This is a genomic window from Kosakonia sp. 1610 (assembly GCF_050435845.1).
Classification (GTDB): Bacteria; Pseudomonadota; Gammaproteobacteria; order Enterobacterales; family Enterobacteriaceae; genus Kosakonia; species Kosakonia cowanii.
Genome location: NZ_JBNDKZ010000006.1, coordinates 12731 through 32348 on the forward strand (window position 1 = coordinate 12731; position 19618 = coordinate 32348).

Genomic DNA, 19618 nt, shown 5'->3' on the forward strand with positions numbered 1-19618 from the left:
GTACCGCCATTCAGGGTTTAACGCTGGTTAGCCAGGCGCTGGCGAATGGTCTCAAAGTGCTCGGTGTCGTACAGCTTGCCGTCAAGGAAACGGGTTTTCAGTTCCCCGCCCTGCTCCTGCTCCCAGCTTTGCTCATCGTGCAGTTGCAGTTCGCCCTGCGCATCGCGCTCAACCCGTAACAGACCACGCGCTGAGCGTTTCAGGCCGTTATCCGTTTTCGGCTCTTTAAAGATCATCCGGCCTTCGCCATTCACCGCGCCCCAGGTCGCTTTCATCGCAAAGCCGAAGGTGTCACGGGTGTTGTACTGGTAGGTAAAAGAGCCGACGCCAAAGACCACGTTGGAGCTGGCGAAACCTTTGGCTTCCAGCCGCGCGAGAATTTGATTGGCGCGCGCCAGCGTAATTGAGTCGCCATAAATCAGGCCGACATGCGGATCCAGCACCTTGTAACCCTTCTCGTTAACGGTGCCGCCGAAAATCTCCCACAGCACTTCAACGGAACCTTTCTCCTCCGGGCTGCGATCGGCGCGCGTATCGTCATCTGCGCCGGTGCCGCAAAGGATCTCAACCGGGTCGCCGCTGTCCGGGCGGAAAACGACGCGTCCTTCACGTCCCAGAATCAGCGATTTCAGCTCGCGGGTATACTCGGTGATCACACGCCAGTAATCCCAGGTATCGGAGACGATGGAGACAAAGCCCTGCGGATAGATATCGGCAATCAGGCGGCGGAAGGTCTCAATTTCGTGCTCATGCTCGCCCATACACATCACGCTGTGCTCGGTCGCCGGAATGCTTGCGCCGATAAAGTACTCCTCGCCCCCGGTGTAGAAATCGCGGGCATAGAGCAGCGAAGGGATGCTGTCGGTGCCTTTAAAGCTCAGCAGGTGACCCGCGCCTGCCTGCGCGGTATCGTGCAGACCCGCCATGCCGCGGAATGAGAAGTCGTGGCACTGGAAATCCAGGTGCGAGAGGTCGCTACAAGTTTTCGCTGCCCACTGCTCACAAATTTTGCGGTAGTGGTGCGCGATGGTGGCGTTAGTCGAGGCTTTCCACAACTCGGCGGAGAGCACCGTTTCCAGGTAGTTCACCAGCCAGAAGAACTCTTCACGGGTGTTGGTGATGGTCAGCACCGGCACCTTCATCGGCACTTTACTCCCCTCATCCAGCGATTTGATGTGCAGCGGCAAGTAGCCTAAACGGTGCAGGTCACGGATATGATCGACCGCCACGCTATCCTTACCGAGGTAGCTATCCATCACCTCTTTGTACTCATTCACCACCTCCTCTTCCGGGCGGGCAAAGAAGGCGTCGTTGAAGAGATCGACCATAAACCACTTCAGAAAACCCTGCAGGCCGAAGAAGACCAGCTTGCCGTCGGCAACCGGAGACTGGAAAAAGCGGTCGCTGCGCGGCGTGAAGTTGGAGTAAACCTTTGTTGTGCCCTGCGGATACTGCACGCGGTGCGACACTTTATAGCCGTCGATGGCGAGAATCGGATTCAGTTTCATGGTGTGGTCCCCTTAAGCGCGAAATAACGTGGCGATGTCGATCAGTTCAACGCCCGGTGAAGCCAGCGTCGGCGAAGTAAACGAAGTGGTGGTGTAAATAGCGTCAATCCCGTTATTGAGCAGGTTTTCAACGCCTTTCGAGAAGATACCGTGCGTAACATACAAGCTGACGCTGCGCGCACCCGCTTCACACAGAACCTGCGCCGAGCCGATAAAGGTGCCGCCCGCATCGCAGAGATCGTCGACAATCAGCAGATCTTTCCCCGCCACCTCACCGGCCACCAGCGCAAAGCCGGTCAGATTACCGCTGGCAACATCGCGCTCTTTGGTGAGAATGGCGTAATTTTTCGCGCCAGTGGCTTTCGCCACATTGTGAATTTTTTTCAGCGCGCCCGCGTCCGGAGCTACCAGCATCAGTTCGCCCTGCGCAATGGCGCGGCGCAGCGTCTCGCTCTGAAGCAGGCAGGTTTCCTGAGGAATGGCGACGCAGTTGTTAATCGCGGCTGCGGCGGCATCGCTGTGAGGATCGAGAATAAAGACTTTATCGAAGTTCAGGGTGTTGAGCTGGTTGGCGAAGACTTTCAGCGCGAAGCTGTCGCCCGCCACCATATGGCGATCCTGACGAGCCCACGGCAGCCAGGCGAGCTGCAGATGGCTAACCGCAACATCAGTAACGTGGCGTACCGCGTCTACCAGCTGCGCCAGCAGCATAAAATCATTCATATCGCGCATGGCGGCGACACGGATGCGCATCAGCTGGGCGAAAGCAGGCAGTTCGCCCGTCACTTTCAGCCACACTGCACAATCGGGAAATACGCCGTTTTCGATTTCAACGTTTTGATTATCGATAAAGAGTTCGATTCTGCTCGCCATCATTCACCTCACCTGCATTAGTTAATGTCCCTTGGACACATTTAATATTGTCCATAAGACACTATTAAGCAAGCCCCTGTCTGGATTATTTTTATACTGAATATATAAGACACTGAAAATACATAAAATAAAAGTTCGCTTGCCGCACCAGGGTAGGCTGATAAACTTGCTGCGTGTGAAATGAGGTGAGTCAGTGATGATCAGCGAAGCAGAATATCTGGATTCTTACGATCCGAGTCGTTTTCCCTCGCCGCTGGTGACGGTCGATAGCGTGCTGTTTAGCCTGCATCAGCAGACGCTCTGTGTGTTGTTGGTCGAGCGCGCCAGCCAGCCGCAACAAGGGCGCTGGGGATTGCCCGGTGGCTTTATTGATATGGCGCAGGATAGCTCCACCCGGGCCACGGCGCTGCGCAAGCTGACGGAAAAAACCGGCGTCTCGCCCTCGTGGCTTGAACAGCTGGATACCTTCTCCGGCCCGGATCGCGATCCGCGCGGCTGGAGTTTGACCGTTGCCTGGTATGCGCTTATTTCGTGGGTCGCCTGCGCGCCGCATATCACAAGCGTCAGCGATGCCAAATGGGTGCCGGTGGCCGAACTTAATGAGCGCGAGCTGGCCTTCGATCACGGCGAGATAATCCACGCTGCGCTGCGCCGCCTGCGGCAGAAAACGATGTATTCGTTACTGCCCGTTTACTGTTTGCCTGATACCTTTACCCAGAGCCAGCTGCAGGAAGCGACGGAGATCATTCTCGGCCAGCCGATTCAGCGCAAAAGCCTGATCCGCCGTTTTGAAGCCTCCGGCATGTTTGAAGAGACCGGCGAGAGCGTGGCGACCGGCGCGCGAAAAGCGCGCTTGTGGCGACGTAAAGCAGATGTCGATATCCACCTCTTTTCGCGCAACCTGCTGGCTGATTGAAGCAAAGCTAGCTGATTTCCCGTTAAATGAGTAAACGGGGGCCTCGCGTGCGTTTATAGTTGTCCCACTTTTTATCTATTTTCTTGTGCTATGACAGACACTACACCTTCACAACTTGCGGTTTTGAAAGATGATACGCATGGCTTCCAACCGATGCGTGGCGCAAGCAACCCACATCTTCAAACCATGCTGCCGCGTCTTATTCGCCGTCGCGTCGCGTTTGAACCCTGGTGGCAGCGCCTTGAACTGCCGGACGGGGATTTTGTCGATCTCGCGTGGAGCGAAGAGCCGAACCAGGCGCGACATAAACCGCGGCTGGTGGTGTTTCATGGCCTGGAGGGCAGCCTGCACAGCCCCTATGCGCACGGCCTGATCAATGCGGCGAAACAGCGCGGCTGGCTGGGCGTGGTGATGCATTTTCGCGGCTGTAGCGGCATTCCTAATCGCCTGAACCGCATCTATCACTCCGGCGAAACAGAGGACGGTACCTGGTTTCTCACCTGGCTGCGTCAGGAGCTTGGCGAGGCGCCGACCGCGGCGGTGGGATATTCGCTGGGCGGCAATATGCTCGGCTGCCTGCTGGCGAAAGCGGATGATGATCTGCCGGTGGATGCGGCGGTGATTGTCTCGGCCCCGCTGGTGCTGGAAGCGTGCAGTTATCATATGGATAAGGGCTTCACGCGCGTTTATCAGCGTTATTTGCTCAACCTGCTGAAGGCCAATGCCGCGCGGAAACTGCGCGCCTATCCCGGCTCGCTACCGACGACCATGGAGGTGCTGCGTAAAATGCGGCGCATCCGCGATTTTGATGATGTGATCACCTCGAAAATCCACGGCTTCGACGATGCACTTGATTACTATCGCCGCTGTAGCGCCATGCCGCTGTTGCCGCAGATTCGTAAACCGACGCTTATCATTCACGCCAAGGATGATCCGTTTATGGATCATCACGTCATCCCCGATCTTGCGCAATTACCCGCTAATATTGAGTATCAACTGACGGAACATGGCGGGCACGTCGGCTTTGTCGGCGGCACGCTGCGTCGCCCGGAGATGTGGCTTGAAACGCGCATTCCGGACTGGTTATCCGCTTATCTGGGAGCATCATGATTATTCCGTGGCAAGAACTCGACGCCGACACGCTCGACAATCTGATTGAGAGCTTTGTCTTGCGCGAAGGCACCGATTATGGTGAACATGAGCGTTCGCTTGAACAAAAGGTCGCCGACGTAAAACGGCAATTGCAGCGCGGCGAGGCCGTGCTGGTGTGGTCAGAGCTGCACGAAACGGTGAATATTATGCCGCGTGGGCAGTTCCACGAATAACCGGACGCCGGGCGGCCTTGATACTGAACAACAGTTTTTCTTCAGGGAGTTGCTATGTCCGCCAAACATCCGGTCATCGCCGTCACTGGCTCCAGCGGCGCGGGAACCACCACCACCAGCCTCGCCTTCCGTAAGATTTTCGCCCAGCTCAACATGCATGCGGCAGAAGTGGAAGGCGACAGCTTCCATCGTTATACCCGTCCGGAAATGGATATGGCGATCCGCAAAGCCCGCGATCTCGGGCGGCATATCAGCTATTTTGGCCCGGAAGCGAACGATTTCGGCCTGCTGGAGCAGACCTTCAGCGAGTATGGCCAGAGCGGCCAGGGCCAGGCGCGAAAATATCTCCACACTTATGATGAAGCCGTGCCGTGGAATCAGGTACCGGGAACTTTTACCCCCTGGCAGCCGCTGCCGGAGCCAACGGATGTGTTGTTCTACGAAGGGCTGCACGGCGGAGTGGTGACGCCGCAGCATGATGTGGCGCGCCACGTTGATCTGCTGGTGGGCGTGGTGCCTATCGTTAACCTGGAGTGGATCCAGAAGATGATCCGCGACACCAGCGAGCGCGGCCACTCCCGGGAAGCGGTGATGGATTCGGTGGTGCGCTCAATGGAAGATTACATCAACTACATCACGCCGCAGTTTTCCCGCACCCATCTCAACTTCCAGCGCGTTCCCACTGTCGATACCTCAAACCCCTTCGCCGCCAAAGGCATTCCTTCTCTTGATGAAAGCTTTGTCGTCATTCATTTCCGCAATCTGGAGGGGATCGATTATCCGTGGCTGCTGGCAATGTTGCAGGGATCGTTTATCTCACATATGGATACGCTGGTGGTGCCGGGCGGCAAAATGGGGCTGGCGATGGAGCTGATTATGACGCCGCTGGTGCAGCGGCTGATGGAAGGCAAAAAGATTAAATAACCCGGCGGGAAGCGCCGCCGGGCAGGCTTATCAGGCCTCGATAACCTCAAAGGAGTGGGTAATCTTGACCGCCTTTTCCAGCATCAGCGCCACGGAGCAGTACTTCTCAGCTGAGAGATCGACCGCGCGGGAGACAGCGGCCTCTTTCAGTGCTTTGCCAGTAACAATGAAGTGCAGGTTGATATGGGTAAAGTAGCGCGGCGCTTCTTCCCGGCGCTCGGAGGTCAGCTTCACTTCGCAGTCGGTCACGTCATGACGCCCTTTTTGCAGGATCGACACCACGTCGATAGCGCTGCAACCGCCAGCGGCCATTAAGACCATCTCCATCGGGCTGGGAGCTTTATCCCCGGAGTTGCCATCCATCAGGATTTGGTGGCCGGAAGCGGACTCACCAAGGAACGTTAACCCTTCAACCCATTTCACTCGTGCCTGCATGTTCATCACTCCGGTATGGCAAATTTTTTCACAGATTACGCGTACATAACAAAACGCGCAACGGAAGGCGACCTGCGTCATGCTGAAGCGAGACACCAGGAGACAGGCGCCAAAAGCTATGCTAAAACAGTCTACATGCTACAGAGAAACATTGACGTTACGAATGTACGCAAGGGATATCATACATTAGAGACCGCAGATGTCGCTGACGGTCCACTTCCCGGGATTTGGGAAGCTTTGATTGCAACCCCAGAAGCTGAATGATTCACGCCGTTTCTGGAGCCAGCTTATAACAGAGGATAATCGCGCATGGTGCTTGGCAAACCGCAAACAGACCCGACTCTCGAATGGTTCTTGTCTCATTGCCATATTCATAAGTACCCGTCGAAGAGCACGCTGATTCACCAGGGTGAAAAAGCGGAAACGCTGTATTACATCGTTAAAGGCTCAGTGGCAGTGCTCATCAAGGATGAAGAGGGTAAAGAGATGATCCTCTCTTACCTCAACCAGGGCGATTTTATTGGTGAACTGGGCCTGTTTGAAGAAGGTCAGGAGCGTAGCGCCTGGGTTCGCGCCAAGACCGCCTGTGAAGTTGCGGAGATCTCCTACAAAAAATTCCGTCAGCTTATCCAGGTGAATCCGGATATTCTGATGCGCCTCTCCTCGCAGATGGCGCGTCGCCTGCAGGTGACCTCGGAGAAAGTCGGTAACCTGGCGTTCCTCGACGTGACTGGCCGTATTGCTCAGACTCTGCTGAACCTGGCGAAACAGCCGGACGCGATGACCCACCCGGACGGTATGCAAATTAAAATTACCCGTCAGGAGATTGGTCAGATCGTCGGTTGCTCCCGCGAAACGGTTGGCCGCATTCTGAAAATGCTCGAAGATCAAAACCTGATCTCTGCCCACGGTAAAACTATCGTCGTCTACGGTACGCGTTAATCTGCAAAATGGCGCATCGCTTATGCGGTGCGCCGTTTTTGTTTTCCCATGTGGCGCAGGCTGATTTATCACCCCGAAATCAACTACGCACTGCGACAAACGCTGGTGTTATGCCTGCCTGTGGCGGTTGGGCTGCTGCTCGGCCATCTGCAACAGGGGCTTCTCTTCTCGCTGGTTCCCGCCTGCTGCAATATTGCTGGCCTCGATACCCCGCATAAACGCTTCTTCAAACGCCTGATTATCGGCGGCTCGCTGTTTGCCGGCTGTAGCCTCGCGGTGCAGCTTCTGCTGGCGGAAAATCTTCCGCTGCCGGTGATCATGACAGTGTTAACCCTGCTGCTCGGGGTGACGGGTGAAATCAGCGCGCTGCATGGCCGCCTGCTGCCAGCCTCGCTGATCGCCGCTATCTTTACCCTCAGCCTCGCCGGGAACATGCCGGTGTGGGAGCCGCTGCTGATCTACACCCTCGGCACCTTGTGGTACGGGCTGTTTAACTGGTTCTGGTTCTGGCTATGGCGCGAACAGCCGCTGCGTGAATCCCTCAGCTTGCTCTACCGGCAGCTGGCGGACTATTGCGAAGCGAAATATAGCCTGTTAACCCAGCATATCGATCCGGAAACCGCGCTGCCGCCGCTGCTCGACCGCCAGCAGAAAGCGGTGGATCTGATTAGCCAGTGTTACCAGCAGTTGCATATGCTGGCGGCCAATCAGAACAACGATTACAAGCGCCTGCTGCGCGTCTTTCAGGTCGCATTGGATCTGCAGGAGCATATCTCTGTCAGCCTGCATCAGCCGGAAAAGGTGCAGAAGCTGGTCGAGCGAACCCATGCCGAACAGGTGATTCGCTGGAATGCGCAGACCGTCGCGGCTCGCCTGCGCGTGCTGGCGGATGACATCCTCTATCACCGCTATCCGACCCGCTTCACCATGGAGAAGCAGGTCGGCGCACTGGAGAAAATTGCCCGTCAGCATCCTGATAATCCGGTCGGGCAGTTTTGCGCCTGGCACTTCAGCCGCATCGCCCGCGTGCTGCGCACCCAGCGCCCGCTCTATATTCGCGATTTGATGGAGGATAAGCAGGAGCGCCTGCCGCTGATCCCGGCGCTAAAAAGCTATCTGTCGCTGAAATCAACCGCCCTGCGCAATGCGGCGCGCATCAGCGTGATGCTCAGTATCGCCAGCCTGATGGGCAGCGCATTAAATCTGCCGAAGCCTTACTGGATCATGATGACGGTGATGGTGGTGACGCAGAACGGTTATGGCGCAACCCGCGTACGCATTGTTAACCGTGCCGCCGGTACGCTGGCGGGGCTGGTGGTGGCGGGTATGACGCTGCACTTTCATGTGCCGCTCGGGTTTACGCTGGCAGCGATGCTGATGATCACCCTAAGTAGCTATTTGATTATCCGCAAAAGCTACGGCTGGGCGACGGTCGGTTTCACGATTACAGCGGTCTATACCTTGCAAATCCTGACGCTCAATGGCGACCAGTTTATTCTCGCCCGGCTGGTCGATACGCTGATTGGCTGCCTGATTGCCTTCGGTGGGATGGTGTGGCTGTGGCCGCAGTGGCAGAGCGGCCTGCTGCGCCAGAATGCGCACGATGCGCTGGAGACTTATCAGGATGCGATTCGCCTGATCCTTAGCAACAACCCGGAAGCGACGCCGCTGGCCTGGCAGCGTATGCAGGTTAACCAGGCGCACAACGCCCTGTTCAACTCCCTTAACCAGGCGATGCAGGAGCCCGGCTTTAACAGCCGCTACCTGAGCGATATGAAACTGTGGGTGACGCACAGCCAGTTTATTGTCGAACATATCAACGCCATGACGACGCTGGCGCGCGAGCACACCATGCTGACACCGGATCTGGCGCAGCGCTATCTTGAGTCGTGCGAAATTGCGCTGCAACGTTGTCAGCAGCGGCTGGAGTATGACGGGCCGGGGGAATCAGGCGAGGTGAATGTTATGGAAGCGCCGGAGGCGCTGACCCACGGCCCAATGAGCACGCTGGAGCAGCATTTGCAGCGCATTATCGGGCATCTGAGCACCATGCACACGATCTCGTCGGTGGCATGGCGTCAGCGCCCGCATCACGGCATCTGGCTACGCCGACGCCTTACGCGTTAACCACGCTTGCGACGGCCTGCGCAAAGCGCTGCATCCCTTCATCAATATCCTGCTCTTCGATAATCAGCGACGGCGCAAAACGCATCACATCCGGACCGGCATTCAGCACCATTACGCCCGCTGCGGCAGCCGCATGCAGGAAGTCGCGCGCGCGGCCTTTGTATTGCGGTTTCAGCTCGGCACCAATCAACAGGCCCATGCCACGAATATCGCTGAACAGGTCGTACTGCTCATTAATCTGCTGCAGGCACTGCACAAAGTGCTGACGTTTGGCACTGACGCCATTCAGCACCTCAGGGGTGTTGATGATATCGAAAGCAGTGCCAGCCACGGCGCAAGCCAGCGGGTTTCCGCCGTAAGTGGAGCCGTGGGAACCCGCGTGGAAAACGCTGGCGATCTCATGGGTCGTTAACATGGCGCTGACCGGGAAGCCGCCGCCGAGGGCTTTGGCGCTGGTCAGAATGTCCGGCGTCACGCCGTAGTGCATGTAAGCGAACAATTCACCGCTGCGCCCCATGCCGCACTGCACCTCATCAAACACCAGCAGTGCGTTGTGCGCATCGCACAGTTCACGCAGGCCTTTGAGGAACTCAGGGGTTGCGGCGGTAACTCCGCCTTCGCCCTGAATCGGCTCTACCACCACGGCGCAGGTGTGATCGTCCATCACCGCTTTAACCGCGTGAAGATCGTTAAACGGAACATGCACGATGTCGGCCGGTTTCGGGCCAAAGCCGTCGGAGTATTTCGGCTGACCGCCGACGGTAACGGTAAAGAGGGAACGCCCGTGAAAAGCGTGGTGGAAAGCGATGATTTTGGTTTTGTGCGGGCTGTGGCGCGTTGTTGCATAAAAACGCGCCAGCTTAAAGGCGGTCTCGTTGGCTTCGGTACCGGAGTTCATAAACACGACGCGCTCGGCAAAGGTGGCATCCACCAGCTTGCGCGCCAGACGCAGCGCCGGCTCGTTAGTGAAGACGTTGCTCAGGTGCCAGAGCGTCTCGCCCTGCGCTTTCAGCGTCTCCACCAGTGCCGGATGGCAGTGGCCTAAAGCAGTTACCGCAATGCCGCCAGCAAAATCAACGTACTCTTTACCCTGCTGATCCCAGACGCGGCTGCCCTTTCCCTTTACCGGGATAAACTCGGCCGGTGCGTAAATTGGCAGAATAACGTCATCGAAGTTTGCACGTGTCACCGCGTCTTGCTGAGTTGCCATAGGTTGCCCATCCCGTGTTATGTTGCATTCATAGTGAAAATATAATCACGAAATATGCATAAAAAATCACTATATGGCAACCACAAATCACCGCGTAAGGAAGTTTTCCAGCAATTGGTGGCCCTGCTCACTGAGAATACTTTCCGGGTGGAACTGCACCCCTTCCAGATCCCACGCCTTATGGCGAATGCCCATAATCTCACCGTTTTCACTCCAGGCAGTGACCTCGAAGCAGTCAGGTAAGGTAGGCGGAGCGATGACCAAAGAGTGATAACGCGTAACAGTTAACGGATTATTTAACCCGCTAAACACGCCTCTGCCAGAGTGCGTAATGGGGGAAGTTTTGCCGTGCATCACTTTCGCCGCGCGCACAATGGTGGCACCAAATGCCTGGGCAATCGCCTGATGGCCGAGGCAAACGCCGAGGATCGGCAGCTTGCCCGCATAGTGCGCAATAACCTCAAGCGAAATGCCCGACTCATCCGGCGTGCAAGGGCCTGGCGAAATAACAATTTTCTGCGGCGCTAGCATCTCAATCTCCGCCAGCGTCAGCTCATCGTTACGCCTCACCTCCACGTCTGCGCCCAGCTCACAAAAATATTGGTAGAGGTTCCAGGTAAAGGAGTCGTAATTGTCGATAAGCAGGATCATGTGAATTCAACCAATGGATGTGCCGCGTTTCATGCAGTTTGCGCGAAACTATACGGTACTTCGCAAAGATAAAAAACGGGTTTACGGAAATCTTCCTTTCCACACTTGAAGGATTACTATTGCACCAAGTGCTACATTGTGGATGGAAGTAATGGTATCTTTTAAACGGATTTTTAAAACCAAATGGTTTGCCAAAGCGGCCAAAAAACTTGGCATCCGCGACAGCGAATTACGTCAGGCAATCGATGAGTTGATGCAGGGCCAGGCGGATAATTTAGGCGGAGGGGTCTACAAGAAACGGCTAAATCAAAATCGCGATCGTGCCATTATCCTGACAAAAGGCGGCGCACATGCGTTTTACACCTTTATCTATGCAAAGCAGGATATGGCAAATATTAATGACGGTGAGTTAGCCGCGTTTCGTGAGCTGGCAAAACATTACGCTCGCCTTTCCGAAAGCGTCCTTTTGGTGCTAATCAGTAACAGAGAGTTGGTTGAGATTACTCATGACAACGACACGAAAAAGTAAAAGCCTCGCTTATGAGGCAATCCATAGCGCGGCAAAGGGGTTATTTGATGCCGGGGCCATGACTCAGGAAACAATGCGTAACTTTGATGAGCGTTGCCTGAGCCCTGTTGACGCTCTTAAACCTGAGGAGATCAAAGGGCTACGCGAGCGATTCAACGTTAGTCAGTCGGTCTTTGCCCGCTATCTCAACACCAGCGTTTCAACGATACAAAAGTGGGAAAACGGTATGAAGCGACCAAGTGGTGTCTCCCTCAAGTTACTTTCTGTAGTGCAAAAACATGGGCTTAAGGTCTTGCTCTGACTGGAGCAAGACCTTCGTTTTACTCGCCCTCGTGCGCCTCGCTCACCACCTGGCTGAAGATTGCAGTTAACGGTTCAAGATCGCCCATCGCACCCGCCTGGTTAGCGTTGCGCCAGTCGTCGGGATCGATATCGCGCCAGTCGAGCGAGAAGCCCGCGTGCAGCGCCAGCTGTTCGAAGAAGATACGCTGCGCAATGCCATTACCCAGGCGGAACGGGTGCAGGACGTTGATTTCGCAGTAGTAATGCGCCAGGCGTGCGATGAACGCCTCTTTTTCAAGCCCGACGAGCCACTCCTCATCCTCAAGCTGCTGCATCAGGGCATTGCCCTCTTTCTCGATATACTCGAAGTGGCAAAAGCGGGTATCGCCCTCGTAGATATCGACTTCGCGGATCTGCCCGGCCCAGTCGAAGACATCCTGGTAGAGGTGCCGATGAATGGCGCAAAGATGCGGCAGCCCGCGGGCAATCGGCCCCAGCTCGAGAGTTGCTGCGCGAAGGGCGGTGAACTGATACGCCTCCTTCTCCAGCCCCTTAGCATTGCGAATGCCGAGGCGATTGCGCATCACTTTCAGGCCCGGGAAAAGATACGGGTCGCGCCCGTCGCCGAATTTATCGCTCATTTTGCCTCCGCAGCTCTTCAAGACGTAAAGTCGCCTCTTCCGCATTCAGCGTAACAAGCTCGCTATCAACGCCCTCCAGCCGGCGGCTGGCCTGAAAATTGATGTTGCGCTGCTGCTCCCAGAGTCGGGATTTTTGCCTGTCGGTGAGTTTTTTCGGCATAGCGCCTCCCAGTTAAGCGATATACATACCCAAATGATGTACATGCCCAAAAAATTATAAGCAGTAATTCCGGGTTACGCAGGGAAGCGGTAAAACACGGGCCGCAAAGCCCGTGTGGAGGAAACTTATGGCAGCACTTTCGCGGAGAGGATAACAACCGGTTTTGACGGGACATTCTGATACGGGCCAACATCGTGCGTCGGCACCTGGGAGATCTTATCGGCAACGTCCATGCCTTTTACCACTTTGCCAAACACTGCGTAGCCAAAGTCACGCTGGCCATGATCCAGGAAGGCGTTATCCGCAACGTTGATAAAGAACTGGCTGGTGGCGCTGTCTTTATCCGCAGTCCGCGCCATGGCAATGGTGCCGCGCGTGTTGCGCAGGCCGTTATCCGCTTCGTTCTTGATAGGCGGGTTAGGCTGCTTCTGCTGCATCTGCTCGTTAAAGCCGCCGCCCTGAACCATAAAGCCAGGAATAACGCGATGGAAAGTGGTGTTGTTATAAAAACCGTTATTCACGTAATCAAGGAAGTTTTTCACCGACACGGGGGCTTTCTGATTGTTCAGCTCCAGTTCGATATTACCGGCAGAAGTGGTGAGCAGAACATGCGGGTCGCCTTTTGCGGCCAGCGCAGCAGGGGAGATAGCAGAAAGGGCGAGCAGAGCCGCCATAGCCGCCAGAGTCGATTTAACCATAAGGTTTCCTTAACGAAGTGCAGTAACGAAAGCGAGTGGCTTGATTCTAAAGAGCACTCAGCCAGCAGGCCAGCCTTTTACTTAATTTTACGTATTTGGTAACAGATGTAACGCCAGACCGCCAAATTCGTGCGTCTTAACGGCCTGGCACGCCGCTACGCTTGCGGCATCCGGTTAAAATGCACCTCTTCGCACCCCTGCTCCATCCGTACCCAGCTCTGCGCAGGTTGCGTACTGGCAATGATGCGTCCGTGACGAATTGACCAGCGTACCGGGGACTGGCAGCGCACCGCCTCAAAGCCGTTTTCAACAGGCAGAATAACCATATTGGCAGGCAAGCCTGGCGCAATGCCGTACTCTTTCAATCCCAGCGTTTTGGCGCTGTTGTGGGTAATGAGTTGCAGACCCTGTTCAATCTGCGAATAGCCCATCAGCTGACATACGTGCAGACCCATATGCAGCACCTGCAACATATTGCCAGTGCCGAGCGGATACCAGGGATCGAACACATCATCGTGACCAAAGCAGACATTCATCCCCGCCGCCATCAACTCTTTCACCCGCGTAACGCCCCGCCGTTTCGGGTAGTCATCGAACCGCCCCTGCAGGTGAATATTGACCAGCGGGTTGGCCACGAAATTGATGCCGGAACGTTGCAGCAGGCGGAAAAGACGGGATGTATACGCGCCATTGTAGGAGTGCATGGCGGTGGTGTGGCTGGCGGTGACGCGCGAGCCCATCTCCATTTCAAGTGCCAGCGCGGCGACGGTCTCAACAAAGCGCGACTGCTCATCATCAATCTCATCGCAGTGGATATCCAGCGGGCGCTCATACTCACGCGCCAGATCGAAAGCAATATTGAGTGATTCAATGCCATATTCACGCGTGTACTCAAAATGCGGAATCGCACCGACCACATCGGCCCCAAGCTGAAGTGCTTTTTCTAACAGCGCAGCGCCGTTCGGGTAGGAGAGGATCCCCTCCTGCGGAAAGGCGACAATTTGCAGATCGATCCACGGCGCGACCTCCTCTTTGACCTCCAGCATCGCTTTCAGCGCCGTTAACAGCGGATCGGAAACATCAACGTGGGTGCGCACATGCTGTACGCCGTTGGCCATTTGCCATTTCAGCGTCTGCCAGGCGCGCTTTTTCACATCCTGATGGCAGAGCTGCGCTTTACGTTCGGCCCAGCACTCAATCCCCTCGAACAGCGTACCGGACTCGTTCCATCGGGGATCGCCCGCCGTTTGCGTGGTGTCCAGGTGAATATGCGGTTCGACGAACGGCGGCAGCGCTAAACCGCCACCGGCATCAAGCACGTCAAGTGTCTCGCTCTGGGCGTCATCCATCGGCGTAATCTCGCCAAATCGCCCATTCTCAATGGCGATTTGCCACACTCCTTCGCGATCGGGCAAGTGCACATTCTGCACAAGCCATAGTGATGTTGCTGACATCGCATTATCTCCTCTTTCTCCCTCAGATATGTCGTAGCTAGCCTCGTACTAAAAAACGTCACTTTCAGTATAGAAATTCCTCAACATATAAATATGAATGATATCCAATACTTATAAAAACCATGAAAAATCAGCAATATACTCATTAGGGAGTAGGCTAAGGTGTAATTGATATACATCAATAACCGTGCAAGCTGAATCGTTAAGGTAGGAGGTAGTAAAAAAGAAATCGAGGCAAAAATGAGCAAAGTCAAACTCGCTATCATCGGTAACGGCATGGTCGGCCACCGCTTTATCGAGGACCTTCTCGACAAAGCCGACGCCAGCCAGTTCGACATTACCGTATTCTGTGAAGAGCCGCGTAAAGCCTACGACCGCGTCCACCTGTCATCCTACTTTTCCCACCATACAGCCGAAGAGCTGTCGCTGGTACGCGAAGGCTTCTACGAAAAACATGGCGTCAAAGTGCTGGTGGGCGAACGCGCCATCACCATCAATCGCCAGGAAAAAGTGATCCACTCCAGCGCAGGTCGCACGGTCTATTACGATAAGCTGATCATGGCCACCGGCTCCTACCCGTGGATCCCGCCGATCAAAGGGTCTGAAACCCAGGACTGTTTTGTTTACCGCACTATTGAAGATTTGAATGCCATTGAGTCATGCGCGCGTCGTAGCCGCCGTGGCGCGGTGGTTGGCGGCGGCCTGCTGGGTCTGGAAGCCGCAGGCGCGCTGAAAAACTTAGGCGTCGAAACCCACGTTATTGAATTCGCCCCAATGCTGATGGCGGAACAACTCGATCAGATGGGCGGCGAGCAGTTAAGACGTAAAATCGAAAGCATGGGCGTGCGCGTGCACACCAGCAAAAACACCAAAGAGATCGTGCAGGAGGGCGTTGAGGCGCGCAAAACCATGCGCTTCGCCGACGGCAGCGAGCTGGAAGTGGACTTTATCGTATTCTCGACCGGCATCCGTCCACGCGATAAACTGGCGACCCAGTGCGGGCTTGAAGTTGCCCCGCGCGGCGGCATCATGATCGACGACTGCTGCCAGACCTCCGATCCCAATATTTATGCTATCGGCGAGTGCGCCAGCTGGAACAACCGCGTTTATGGTCTGGTCGCGCCAGGCTACAAAATGGCGCAGGTGACGGTTGACCATATTCTCGGCACGCAAAATGCCTTTGAAGGCGCAGATCTTAGCGCCAAGCTGAAGCTGCTCGGCGTGGATGTTGGCGGCATCGGCGATGCACACGGCCGTACAGCGGGCGCTCGCAGCTATGTCTACCTCGACGAAAGCAAAGAAGTCTATAAACGCCTGATTGTCAGCCCGGATAACAAAACTCTGCTCGGCGCCGTACTGGTTGGCGACACCAGCGATTACGGCAACCTGCTGCAACTGGTGCTCAACGCCATCGAACTGCCGGAAAACCCCGATGCGCTGATCCTGCCAGCGCATGCCAGCGGCGGTAAACCTTCAATTGGCGTCGATAAGTTGCCGGACAGCGCGCAAATTTGCTCCTGCTTCGACGTCACCAAAGGCGACCTGATTAAGGCCATCAACAAAGGCTGCCACACCGTAGCCGCACTGAAAGCGGAAACCAAAGCCGGAACCGGCTGCGGCGGCTGTATTCCGCTGGTTACGCAGGTGCTGAACGCCGAGCTGGCGAAACAGGGTATCGAAATCACCAATAACCTGTGTGAACACTTCGCCTACTCCCGCCAGGAGCTGTTCCACCTCATCCAGGTGGAAGGGATTAAAACCTTTGACGACCTGCTGGCGAAATACGGTACCGGCTACGGCTGCGAAGTGTGTAAACCGACTGTTGGCTCGCTGCTCGCCTCCTGCTGGAACGAGTACATCCTGAAACCGCAGCACACGCCGCTGCAGGATACCAACGACAACTTCCTCGCCAATATCCAGAAAGATGGCACCTACTCTGTTATCCCACGCTCTGCGGGCGGTGAAATCACCCCGGAAGGGCTGATGGAAGTGGGCCGCATCGCGCGGGAGTTCAATCTCTATACCAAAATCACCGGCTCGCAGCGCATCGGCCTGTTTGGCGCGCAAAAAGACGATCTGCCGGAGATCTGGCGTCAGTTAATCAATGCCGGGTTCGAAACCGGTCACGCCTACGCCAAAGCGCTGCGTATGGCGAAAACCTGCGTCGGCTCGACCTGGTGCCGCTATGGCGTCGGCGACAGCGTCGGTTTCGGCGTCGAGCTGGAAAACCGTTACAAAGGCATCCGTACTCCACACAAAATGAAGTTCGGCGTCTCCGGATGTACCCGTGAATGTGCGGAAGCGCAGGGGAAAGATGTCGGTATTATCGCTACGGAAAAGGGCTGGAACCTCTATGTGTGCGGTAACGGCGGCATGAAACCGCGCCATGCGGATCTGCTGGCGGCGGACCTCGATCGCGAGACCCTGCTGCGTTACCTCGACCGCTTTATGATGTTCTACATTCGCACCGCCGACAAACTGACCCGCACCGCCTCCTGGCTTGAGGGGATGGAAGGCGGTATCAACTATCTGCGCAGCGTCATCATCGACGACAAGCTGGGCTTTGATGCACAGCTTGAAGCAGAGATGACCCGCCTGCGTGAAGCGGTGATTTGCGAGTGGACGGAAACCGTCAACAACCCGGCGGCGCAAACGCGCTTCAAACACTTTATCAACAGCGATCGCCGCGACCCGAACGTGCAGGTGGTTCCGGAGCGCGCGCAGCATCGCCCGGCGACACCTTATGAACGTATTCCGGTGATGTTAGTGGAGGAGAACGCATGAGCCAGTGGAACAGCGTTTGCAATATTGATGAGATTGTCCCGGCAACCGGCGTCTGCGCGCTGGTCAATGGCGAGCAGGTGGCGATTTTCCGCCCGCGCCACGATGACCAGGTTTACGCCATCAGCAATATCGACCCCTTTTTCCAGTCGAGCGTGCTCTCTCGCGGCATTATCGCCGAACATCAGGGCGAACTGTGGGTTGCCAGCCCGTTAAAAAAACAGCGCTTCCGTCTGCGTGATGGCCTCTGCATGGAAGATGAAAGCCGTTCAGTTGCCCATTTTGAAGCACGAGTGAAGGATGGTGAGGTGCAGATCAAAGCATAATCCCCTGCCCTCTCAACGGCCGTAGCGATAGCTTGCTGTTATGCTACGGCTCATGCTCAGCGCCCGCGGTTCTCGCCGCGCGGCGCCCGCTTCAGCCTATAACTACAATTCCGGGGTAATGTCGTGGATCACCTGCCAATTTTCTGTCAATTACGGGGACGCGCCTGTCTGCTGGTCGGCGGCGGCGACGTCGCGGAGCGCAAAGCGCGTCTGTTGCTGGATGCGGGCGCGCAGCTCACCGTCAATGCCCTCTCCTTTATTCCTCAATTTACCGCCTGGGCCGCCGAAGGCATGCTGAGGCTGGTCGAAGGCGAGTTTAGCGAAACGCTACTCGATGAGTGCTGGCTGGCAATTGCCGCCACCGATAACGACGCGGTAAACCAGCGGGTCAGCGATGCGGCAGAAACGCGTCGCATCTTCTGCAATGTGGTCGATGCGCCGAAAGAAGCGAGCTTTATCATGCCGTCGATTATCGACCGTTCGCCGCTGATGGTGGCGATCTCCTCCGGCGGCACGTCGCCGGTGCTGGCGCGTTTACTGCGCGAGAAGCTGGAGTCGCTGCTGCCGCAACACCTTGGTCACGTAGCGAAGTTTGCCGGGCAGCTGCGCAGCCGTGTGAAGCGCCATTTCGCCACCATGAGCGAGCGCCGTCGTTTCTGGGAGAAGCTGTTCGTTAACGATCGGCTGGCCCAGTCGCTGGCGAACCAGAATATGGCCGCCGTGGAGACTATCACCGAGCAGATGCTGAACGAGCCGCTGGATAACCGCGGTGAAGTGGTGCTGGTGGGCGCCGGGCCTGGCGATGCCGGGCTGCTGACGCTGAAAGGCTTACAGCAAATCCAGCAGGCGGATGTGGTGGTGTATGACCGGCTGGTCTCCGATGAGATCATGAACCTGGTGCGCCGCGACGCTGACCGTGTGTTTGTCGGTAAACGAGCGGGCTATCACTGCGTGCCGCAGGAGGAGATTAACCAGATCCTGCTGCGCGAGGCGCAAAGCGGGAAGCGCGTGGTGCGGCTAAAAGGCGGCGATCCCTTTATTTTTGGGCGCGGCGGCGAAGAGCTGGAAACGCTGTGCCATGCGGGCATTCCCTTCTCGGTTGTGCCAGGGATTACAGCGGCTTCGGGCTGTTCCGCTTACTCGGGCATTCCGTTGACTCACCGGGATTACGCTCAGAGCGTGCGGCTGGTCACAGGCCACCTGAAAACCGGCGGCGAACTTGACTGGGCTAACCTGGCGGCAGAGAAGCAGACGCTGGTGTTCTATATGGGGTTAAATCAGGCAGCGGCGATTCAGGAGCAGTTGATCGCGCACGGTATGCAGGCGGATATGCCGGTAGCGCTGGTGGAAAATGGCACATCGGTGCAGCAGCGGGTGGTGAGCGGCGCGTTGTCGCAGCTTGGGGACCTGGCGCAACAGGTGAAAAGCCCGTCGTTGATTATCGTCGGCAGGGTTGTCGCGTTACGCGATAAGTTGAAGTGGTTTTAAAGACAATGCCTGATGGCGCAAGCTTACCTGACCGAGGGCGGAGGCTAATGCCTGATGGCGCTGCGCTTATCAGGCCTACAAAAATGCGCTAACCCACAGGCCGGATAAGGCGTTATGCCGCCATCCGGCAATCACCGCCGGGCACAATGCCTGATGGCGCTGCGCTTATCAGGCCTACAAAACCATGCTAACCCGTAGGCCGGATAAGGCATTTATGCCGCCATCCGGCAGTCAGCGCCTGACACAATGCCTGATGGCGCTGCGCTTATCAGGCCTACAAAAACGCGCTAACCCACAGGCCGGATAAGGCATTTATGCCGCCATCCGGCAGTCAGCGCCGGGCACAAT

20 protein-coding genes are annotated in these 19618 nt (G+C 56.3%); 11 read left to right on the plus strand and 9 right to left on the minus strand.

What is annotated here, in order from left to right; translation table 11 throughout:
- Positions 1-17 precede the first annotated feature (17 nt).
- The gene (locus ABIC80_RS16420; protein WP_023482005.1) at positions 18-1508 is read right to left on the minus strand and encodes a nicotinate phosphoribosyltransferase; all 1491 of its coding nucleotides are present in this window, start codon (positions 1506-1508) and stop codon (positions 18-20) included.
- 12 nt (positions 1509-1520) lie between these two features.
- Positions 1521-2381 carry a ribose-phosphate diphosphokinase gene (prs, locus tag ABIC80_RS16425; protein WP_429177989.1) on the minus strand — a complete coding sequence of 287 codons (861 nt, stop codon included), beginning with the start codon at positions 2379-2381 and terminating at the stop codon, positions 1521-1523.
- Between the two features lie 196 nt (positions 2382-2577).
- Between prs and ABIC80_RS16430 the strand changes: the two genes are divergently transcribed.
- The 4 genes from ABIC80_RS16430 (at position 2578) to ABIC80_RS16445 (ending at position 5546) form a co-directional block, all read left to right on the plus strand.
- Complete coding sequence (locus ABIC80_RS16430; RefSeq protein WP_413312655.1) at positions 2578-3297, plus strand: NUDIX hydrolase; 720 nt, start codon at positions 2578-2580, stop codon at positions 3295-3297.
- A gap of 90 nt (positions 3298-3387) precedes the next feature.
- On the plus strand, positions 3388-4407 hold the full coding sequence (locus ABIC80_RS16435) for a hydrolase (RefSeq protein WP_200135387.1): 1020 nt from the start codon (positions 3388-3390) through the stop codon (positions 4405-4407).
- Positions 4404-4622: a YheU family protein gene (locus tag ABIC80_RS16440; protein ID WP_023481955.1), complete on the plus strand. Its 219-nt coding sequence runs from the start codon at positions 4404-4406 to the stop codon at positions 4620-4622. The genes ABIC80_RS16435 and ABIC80_RS16440 overlap by 4 nt, the downstream gene beginning before the upstream one ends.
- 54 nt (positions 4623-4676) lie before the next feature.
- The gene (locus ABIC80_RS16445; RefSeq protein ID WP_023482098.1) at positions 4677-5546 is read left to right on the plus strand and encodes a phosphoribulokinase; all 870 of its coding nucleotides are present in this window, start codon (positions 4677-4679) and stop codon (positions 5544-5546) included.
- A gap of 30 nt (positions 5547-5576) precedes the next feature.
- On the opposite strand, the gene ABIC80_RS16450 is transcribed toward ABIC80_RS16445, so the two are convergent.
- Entirely contained in the window at positions 5577-5981 is a 405-nt protein-coding gene (locus ABIC80_RS16450; protein WP_023482049.1) for an OsmC family protein, read from the minus strand.
- Positions 5982-6290: 309 nt separating this feature from the next.
- Here ABIC80_RS16450 and crp point away from each other — a divergent pair, with 309 nt between their 5' ends.
- Entirely contained in the window at positions 6291-6923 is a 633-nt protein-coding gene (crp, locus tag ABIC80_RS16455) for a cAMP-activated global transcriptional regulator CRP (protein WP_000242758.1), read from the plus strand.
- Between the two features lie 48 nt (positions 6924-6971).
- Positions 6972-9050, plus strand: a complete 2079-nt coding sequence (locus ABIC80_RS16460) for a YccS/YhfK family putative transporter (protein ID WP_429177838.1) — start codon at positions 6972-6974, stop codon at positions 9048-9050.
- Here ABIC80_RS16460 and argD read toward each other — a convergent pair.
- Positions 9040-10260 carry a bifunctional acetylornithine/succinyldiaminopimelate transaminase gene (argD, locus tag ABIC80_RS16465; RefSeq protein WP_094422347.1) on the minus strand — a complete coding sequence of 407 codons (1221 nt, stop codon included), beginning with the start codon at positions 10258-10260 and terminating at the stop codon, positions 9040-9042. The two genes, ABIC80_RS16460 and argD, sit on opposite strands and share 11 nt — an antisense overlap.
- Positions 10261-10347: 87 nt before the next feature.
- The gene (gene pabA, locus ABIC80_RS16470; RefSeq protein ID WP_429177840.1) at positions 10348-10911 is read right to left on the minus strand and encodes an aminodeoxychorismate synthase component 2; all 564 of its coding nucleotides are present in this window, start codon (positions 10909-10911) and stop codon (positions 10348-10350) included.
- A 151-nt stretch (positions 10912-11062) separates the two neighbouring features.
- On the opposite strand from pabA, the gene ABIC80_RS16475 reads away from it, so the two are divergent.
- Complete coding sequence (locus tag ABIC80_RS16475; protein ID WP_429177842.1) at positions 11063-11440, plus strand: type II toxin-antitoxin system RelE/ParE family toxin; 378 nt, start codon at positions 11063-11065, stop codon at positions 11438-11440.
- A complete protein-coding gene (locus ABIC80_RS16480) occupies positions 11418-11741 on the plus strand; it encodes a helix-turn-helix domain-containing protein (RefSeq protein WP_054804345.1) in 324 nt (107 codons plus the stop codon). The genes ABIC80_RS16475 and ABIC80_RS16480 overlap by 23 nt, the downstream gene beginning before the upstream one ends.
- A gap of 19 nt (positions 11742-11760) precedes the next feature.
- Here ABIC80_RS16480 and ABIC80_RS16485 read toward each other — a convergent pair whose 3' ends face one another.
- The 4 genes from ABIC80_RS16485 to ABIC80_RS16500 all read right to left on the minus strand — a co-directional run bounded on the left by ABIC80_RS16485 (position 11761) and on the right by ABIC80_RS16500 (position 14675).
- Positions 11761-12363: a putative adenosine monophosphate-protein transferase Fic gene (locus ABIC80_RS16485; RefSeq protein ID WP_429177844.1), complete on the minus strand. Its 603-nt coding sequence runs from the start codon at positions 12361-12363 to the stop codon at positions 11761-11763.
- Positions 12353-12523, minus strand: coding sequence for a YhfG family protein (locus ABIC80_RS16490; protein WP_023482040.1), 171 nt, complete (start codon positions 12521-12523; stop codon positions 12353-12355). The genes ABIC80_RS16485 and ABIC80_RS16490 overlap by 11 nt, the downstream gene beginning before the upstream one ends.
- A gap of 125 nt (positions 12524-12648) precedes the next feature.
- Positions 12649-13221 (minus strand): peptidylprolyl isomerase A, encoded by a 573-nt coding sequence (gene ppiA / locus ABIC80_RS16495; RefSeq protein ID WP_042717446.1) that lies wholly within the window; start codon positions 13219-13221, stop codon positions 12649-12651.
- 155 nt (positions 13222-13376) lie between these two features.
- The gene (locus ABIC80_RS16500; protein WP_429177846.1) at positions 13377-14675 is read right to left on the minus strand and encodes a cytosine deaminase; all 1299 of its coding nucleotides are present in this window, start codon (positions 14673-14675) and stop codon (positions 13377-13379) included.
- Positions 14676-14915: 240 nt separating this feature from the next.
- On the opposite strand from ABIC80_RS16500, the gene nirB reads away from it, so the two are divergent.
- From nirB to cysG, 3 genes are all read left to right on the plus strand, one after another.
- A complete protein-coding gene (gene nirB, locus ABIC80_RS16505; protein WP_429177848.1) occupies positions 14916-17459 on the plus strand; it encodes a nitrite reductase large subunit NirB in 2544 nt (847 codons plus the stop codon).
- Positions 17456-17782, plus strand: coding sequence for a nitrite reductase small subunit NirD (gene nirD, locus ABIC80_RS16510; RefSeq protein WP_054804348.1), 327 nt, complete (start codon positions 17456-17458; stop codon positions 17780-17782). Before nirB ends, nirD begins: the two co-directional genes overlap by 4 nt.
- 123 nt (positions 17783-17905) lie before the next feature.
- Positions 17906-19270 carry a siroheme synthase CysG gene (cysG, locus tag ABIC80_RS16515; protein ID WP_429177850.1) on the plus strand — a complete coding sequence of 455 codons (1365 nt, stop codon included), beginning with the start codon at positions 17906-17908 and terminating at the stop codon, positions 19268-19270.
- Positions 19271-19618: the final 348 nt, after the last annotated feature.

Bases quoted from the DNA above. Each gene is read 5' to 3' on its own strand.
- ABIC80_RS16420 (WP_023482005.1), bottom strand. From the start codon at position 1,508: ATGAAACTGAATCCGATTCTCGCCATCGACGGCTATAAAGTGTCGCAC.
- prs (WP_429177989.1), bottom strand. From the start codon at position 2,381: ATGGCGAGCAGAATCGAACTCTTTATCGATAATCAAAACGTTGAAATC.
- ABIC80_RS16430 (WP_413312655.1), top strand. From the start codon at position 2,578: ATGATCAGCGAAGCAGAATATCTGGATTCTTACGATCCGAGTCGTTTT.
- ABIC80_RS16435 (WP_200135387.1), top strand. From the start codon at position 3,388: ATGACAGACACTACACCTTCACAACTTGCGGTTTTGAAAGATGATACG.
- ABIC80_RS16440 (WP_023481955.1), top strand. From the start codon at position 4,404: ATGATTATTCCGTGGCAAGAACTCGACGCCGACACGCTCGACAATCTG.
- ABIC80_RS16445 (WP_023482098.1), top strand. From the start codon at position 4,677: ATGTCCGCCAAACATCCGGTCATCGCCGTCACTGGCTCCAGCGGCGCG.
- ABIC80_RS16450 (WP_023482049.1), bottom strand. From the start codon at position 5,981: ATGCAGGCACGAGTGAAATGGGTTGAAGGGTTAACGTTCCTTGGTGAG.
- crp (WP_000242758.1), top strand. From the start codon at position 6,291: ATGGTGCTTGGCAAACCGCAAACAGACCCGACTCTCGAATGGTTCTTG.
- ABIC80_RS16460 (WP_429177838.1), top strand. From the start codon at position 6,972: ATGTGGCGCAGGCTGATTTATCACCCCGAAATCAACTACGCACTGCGA.
- argD (WP_094422347.1), bottom strand. From the start codon at position 10,260: ATGGCAACTCAGCAAGACGCGGTGACACGTGCAAACTTCGATGACGTT.
- pabA (WP_429177840.1), bottom strand. From the start codon at position 10,911: ATGATCCTGCTTATCGACAATTACGACTCCTTTACCTGGAACCTCTAC.
- ABIC80_RS16475 (WP_429177842.1), top strand. From the start codon at position 11,063: ATGGTATCTTTTAAACGGATTTTTAAAACCAAATGGTTTGCCAAAGCG.
- ABIC80_RS16480 (WP_054804345.1), top strand. From the start codon at position 11,418: ATGACAACGACACGAAAAAGTAAAAGCCTCGCTTATGAGGCAATCCAT.
- ABIC80_RS16485 (WP_429177844.1), bottom strand. From the start codon at position 12,363: ATGAGCGATAAATTCGGCGACGGGCGCGACCCGTATCTTTTCCCGGGC.
- ABIC80_RS16490 (WP_023482040.1), bottom strand. From the start codon at position 12,523: ATGCCGAAAAAACTCACCGACAGGCAAAAATCCCGACTCTGGGAGCAG.
- ppiA (WP_042717446.1), bottom strand. From the start codon at position 13,221: ATGGTTAAATCGACTCTGGCGGCTATGGCGGCTCTGCTCGCCCTTTCT.
- ABIC80_RS16500 (WP_429177846.1), bottom strand. From the start codon at position 14,675: ATGTCAGCAACATCACTATGGCTTGTGCAGAATGTGCACTTGCCCGAT.
- nirB (WP_429177848.1), top strand. From the start codon at position 14,916: ATGAGCAAAGTCAAACTCGCTATCATCGGTAACGGCATGGTCGGCCAC.
- nirD (WP_054804348.1), top strand. From the start codon at position 17,456: ATGAGCCAGTGGAACAGCGTTTGCAATATTGATGAGATTGTCCCGGCA.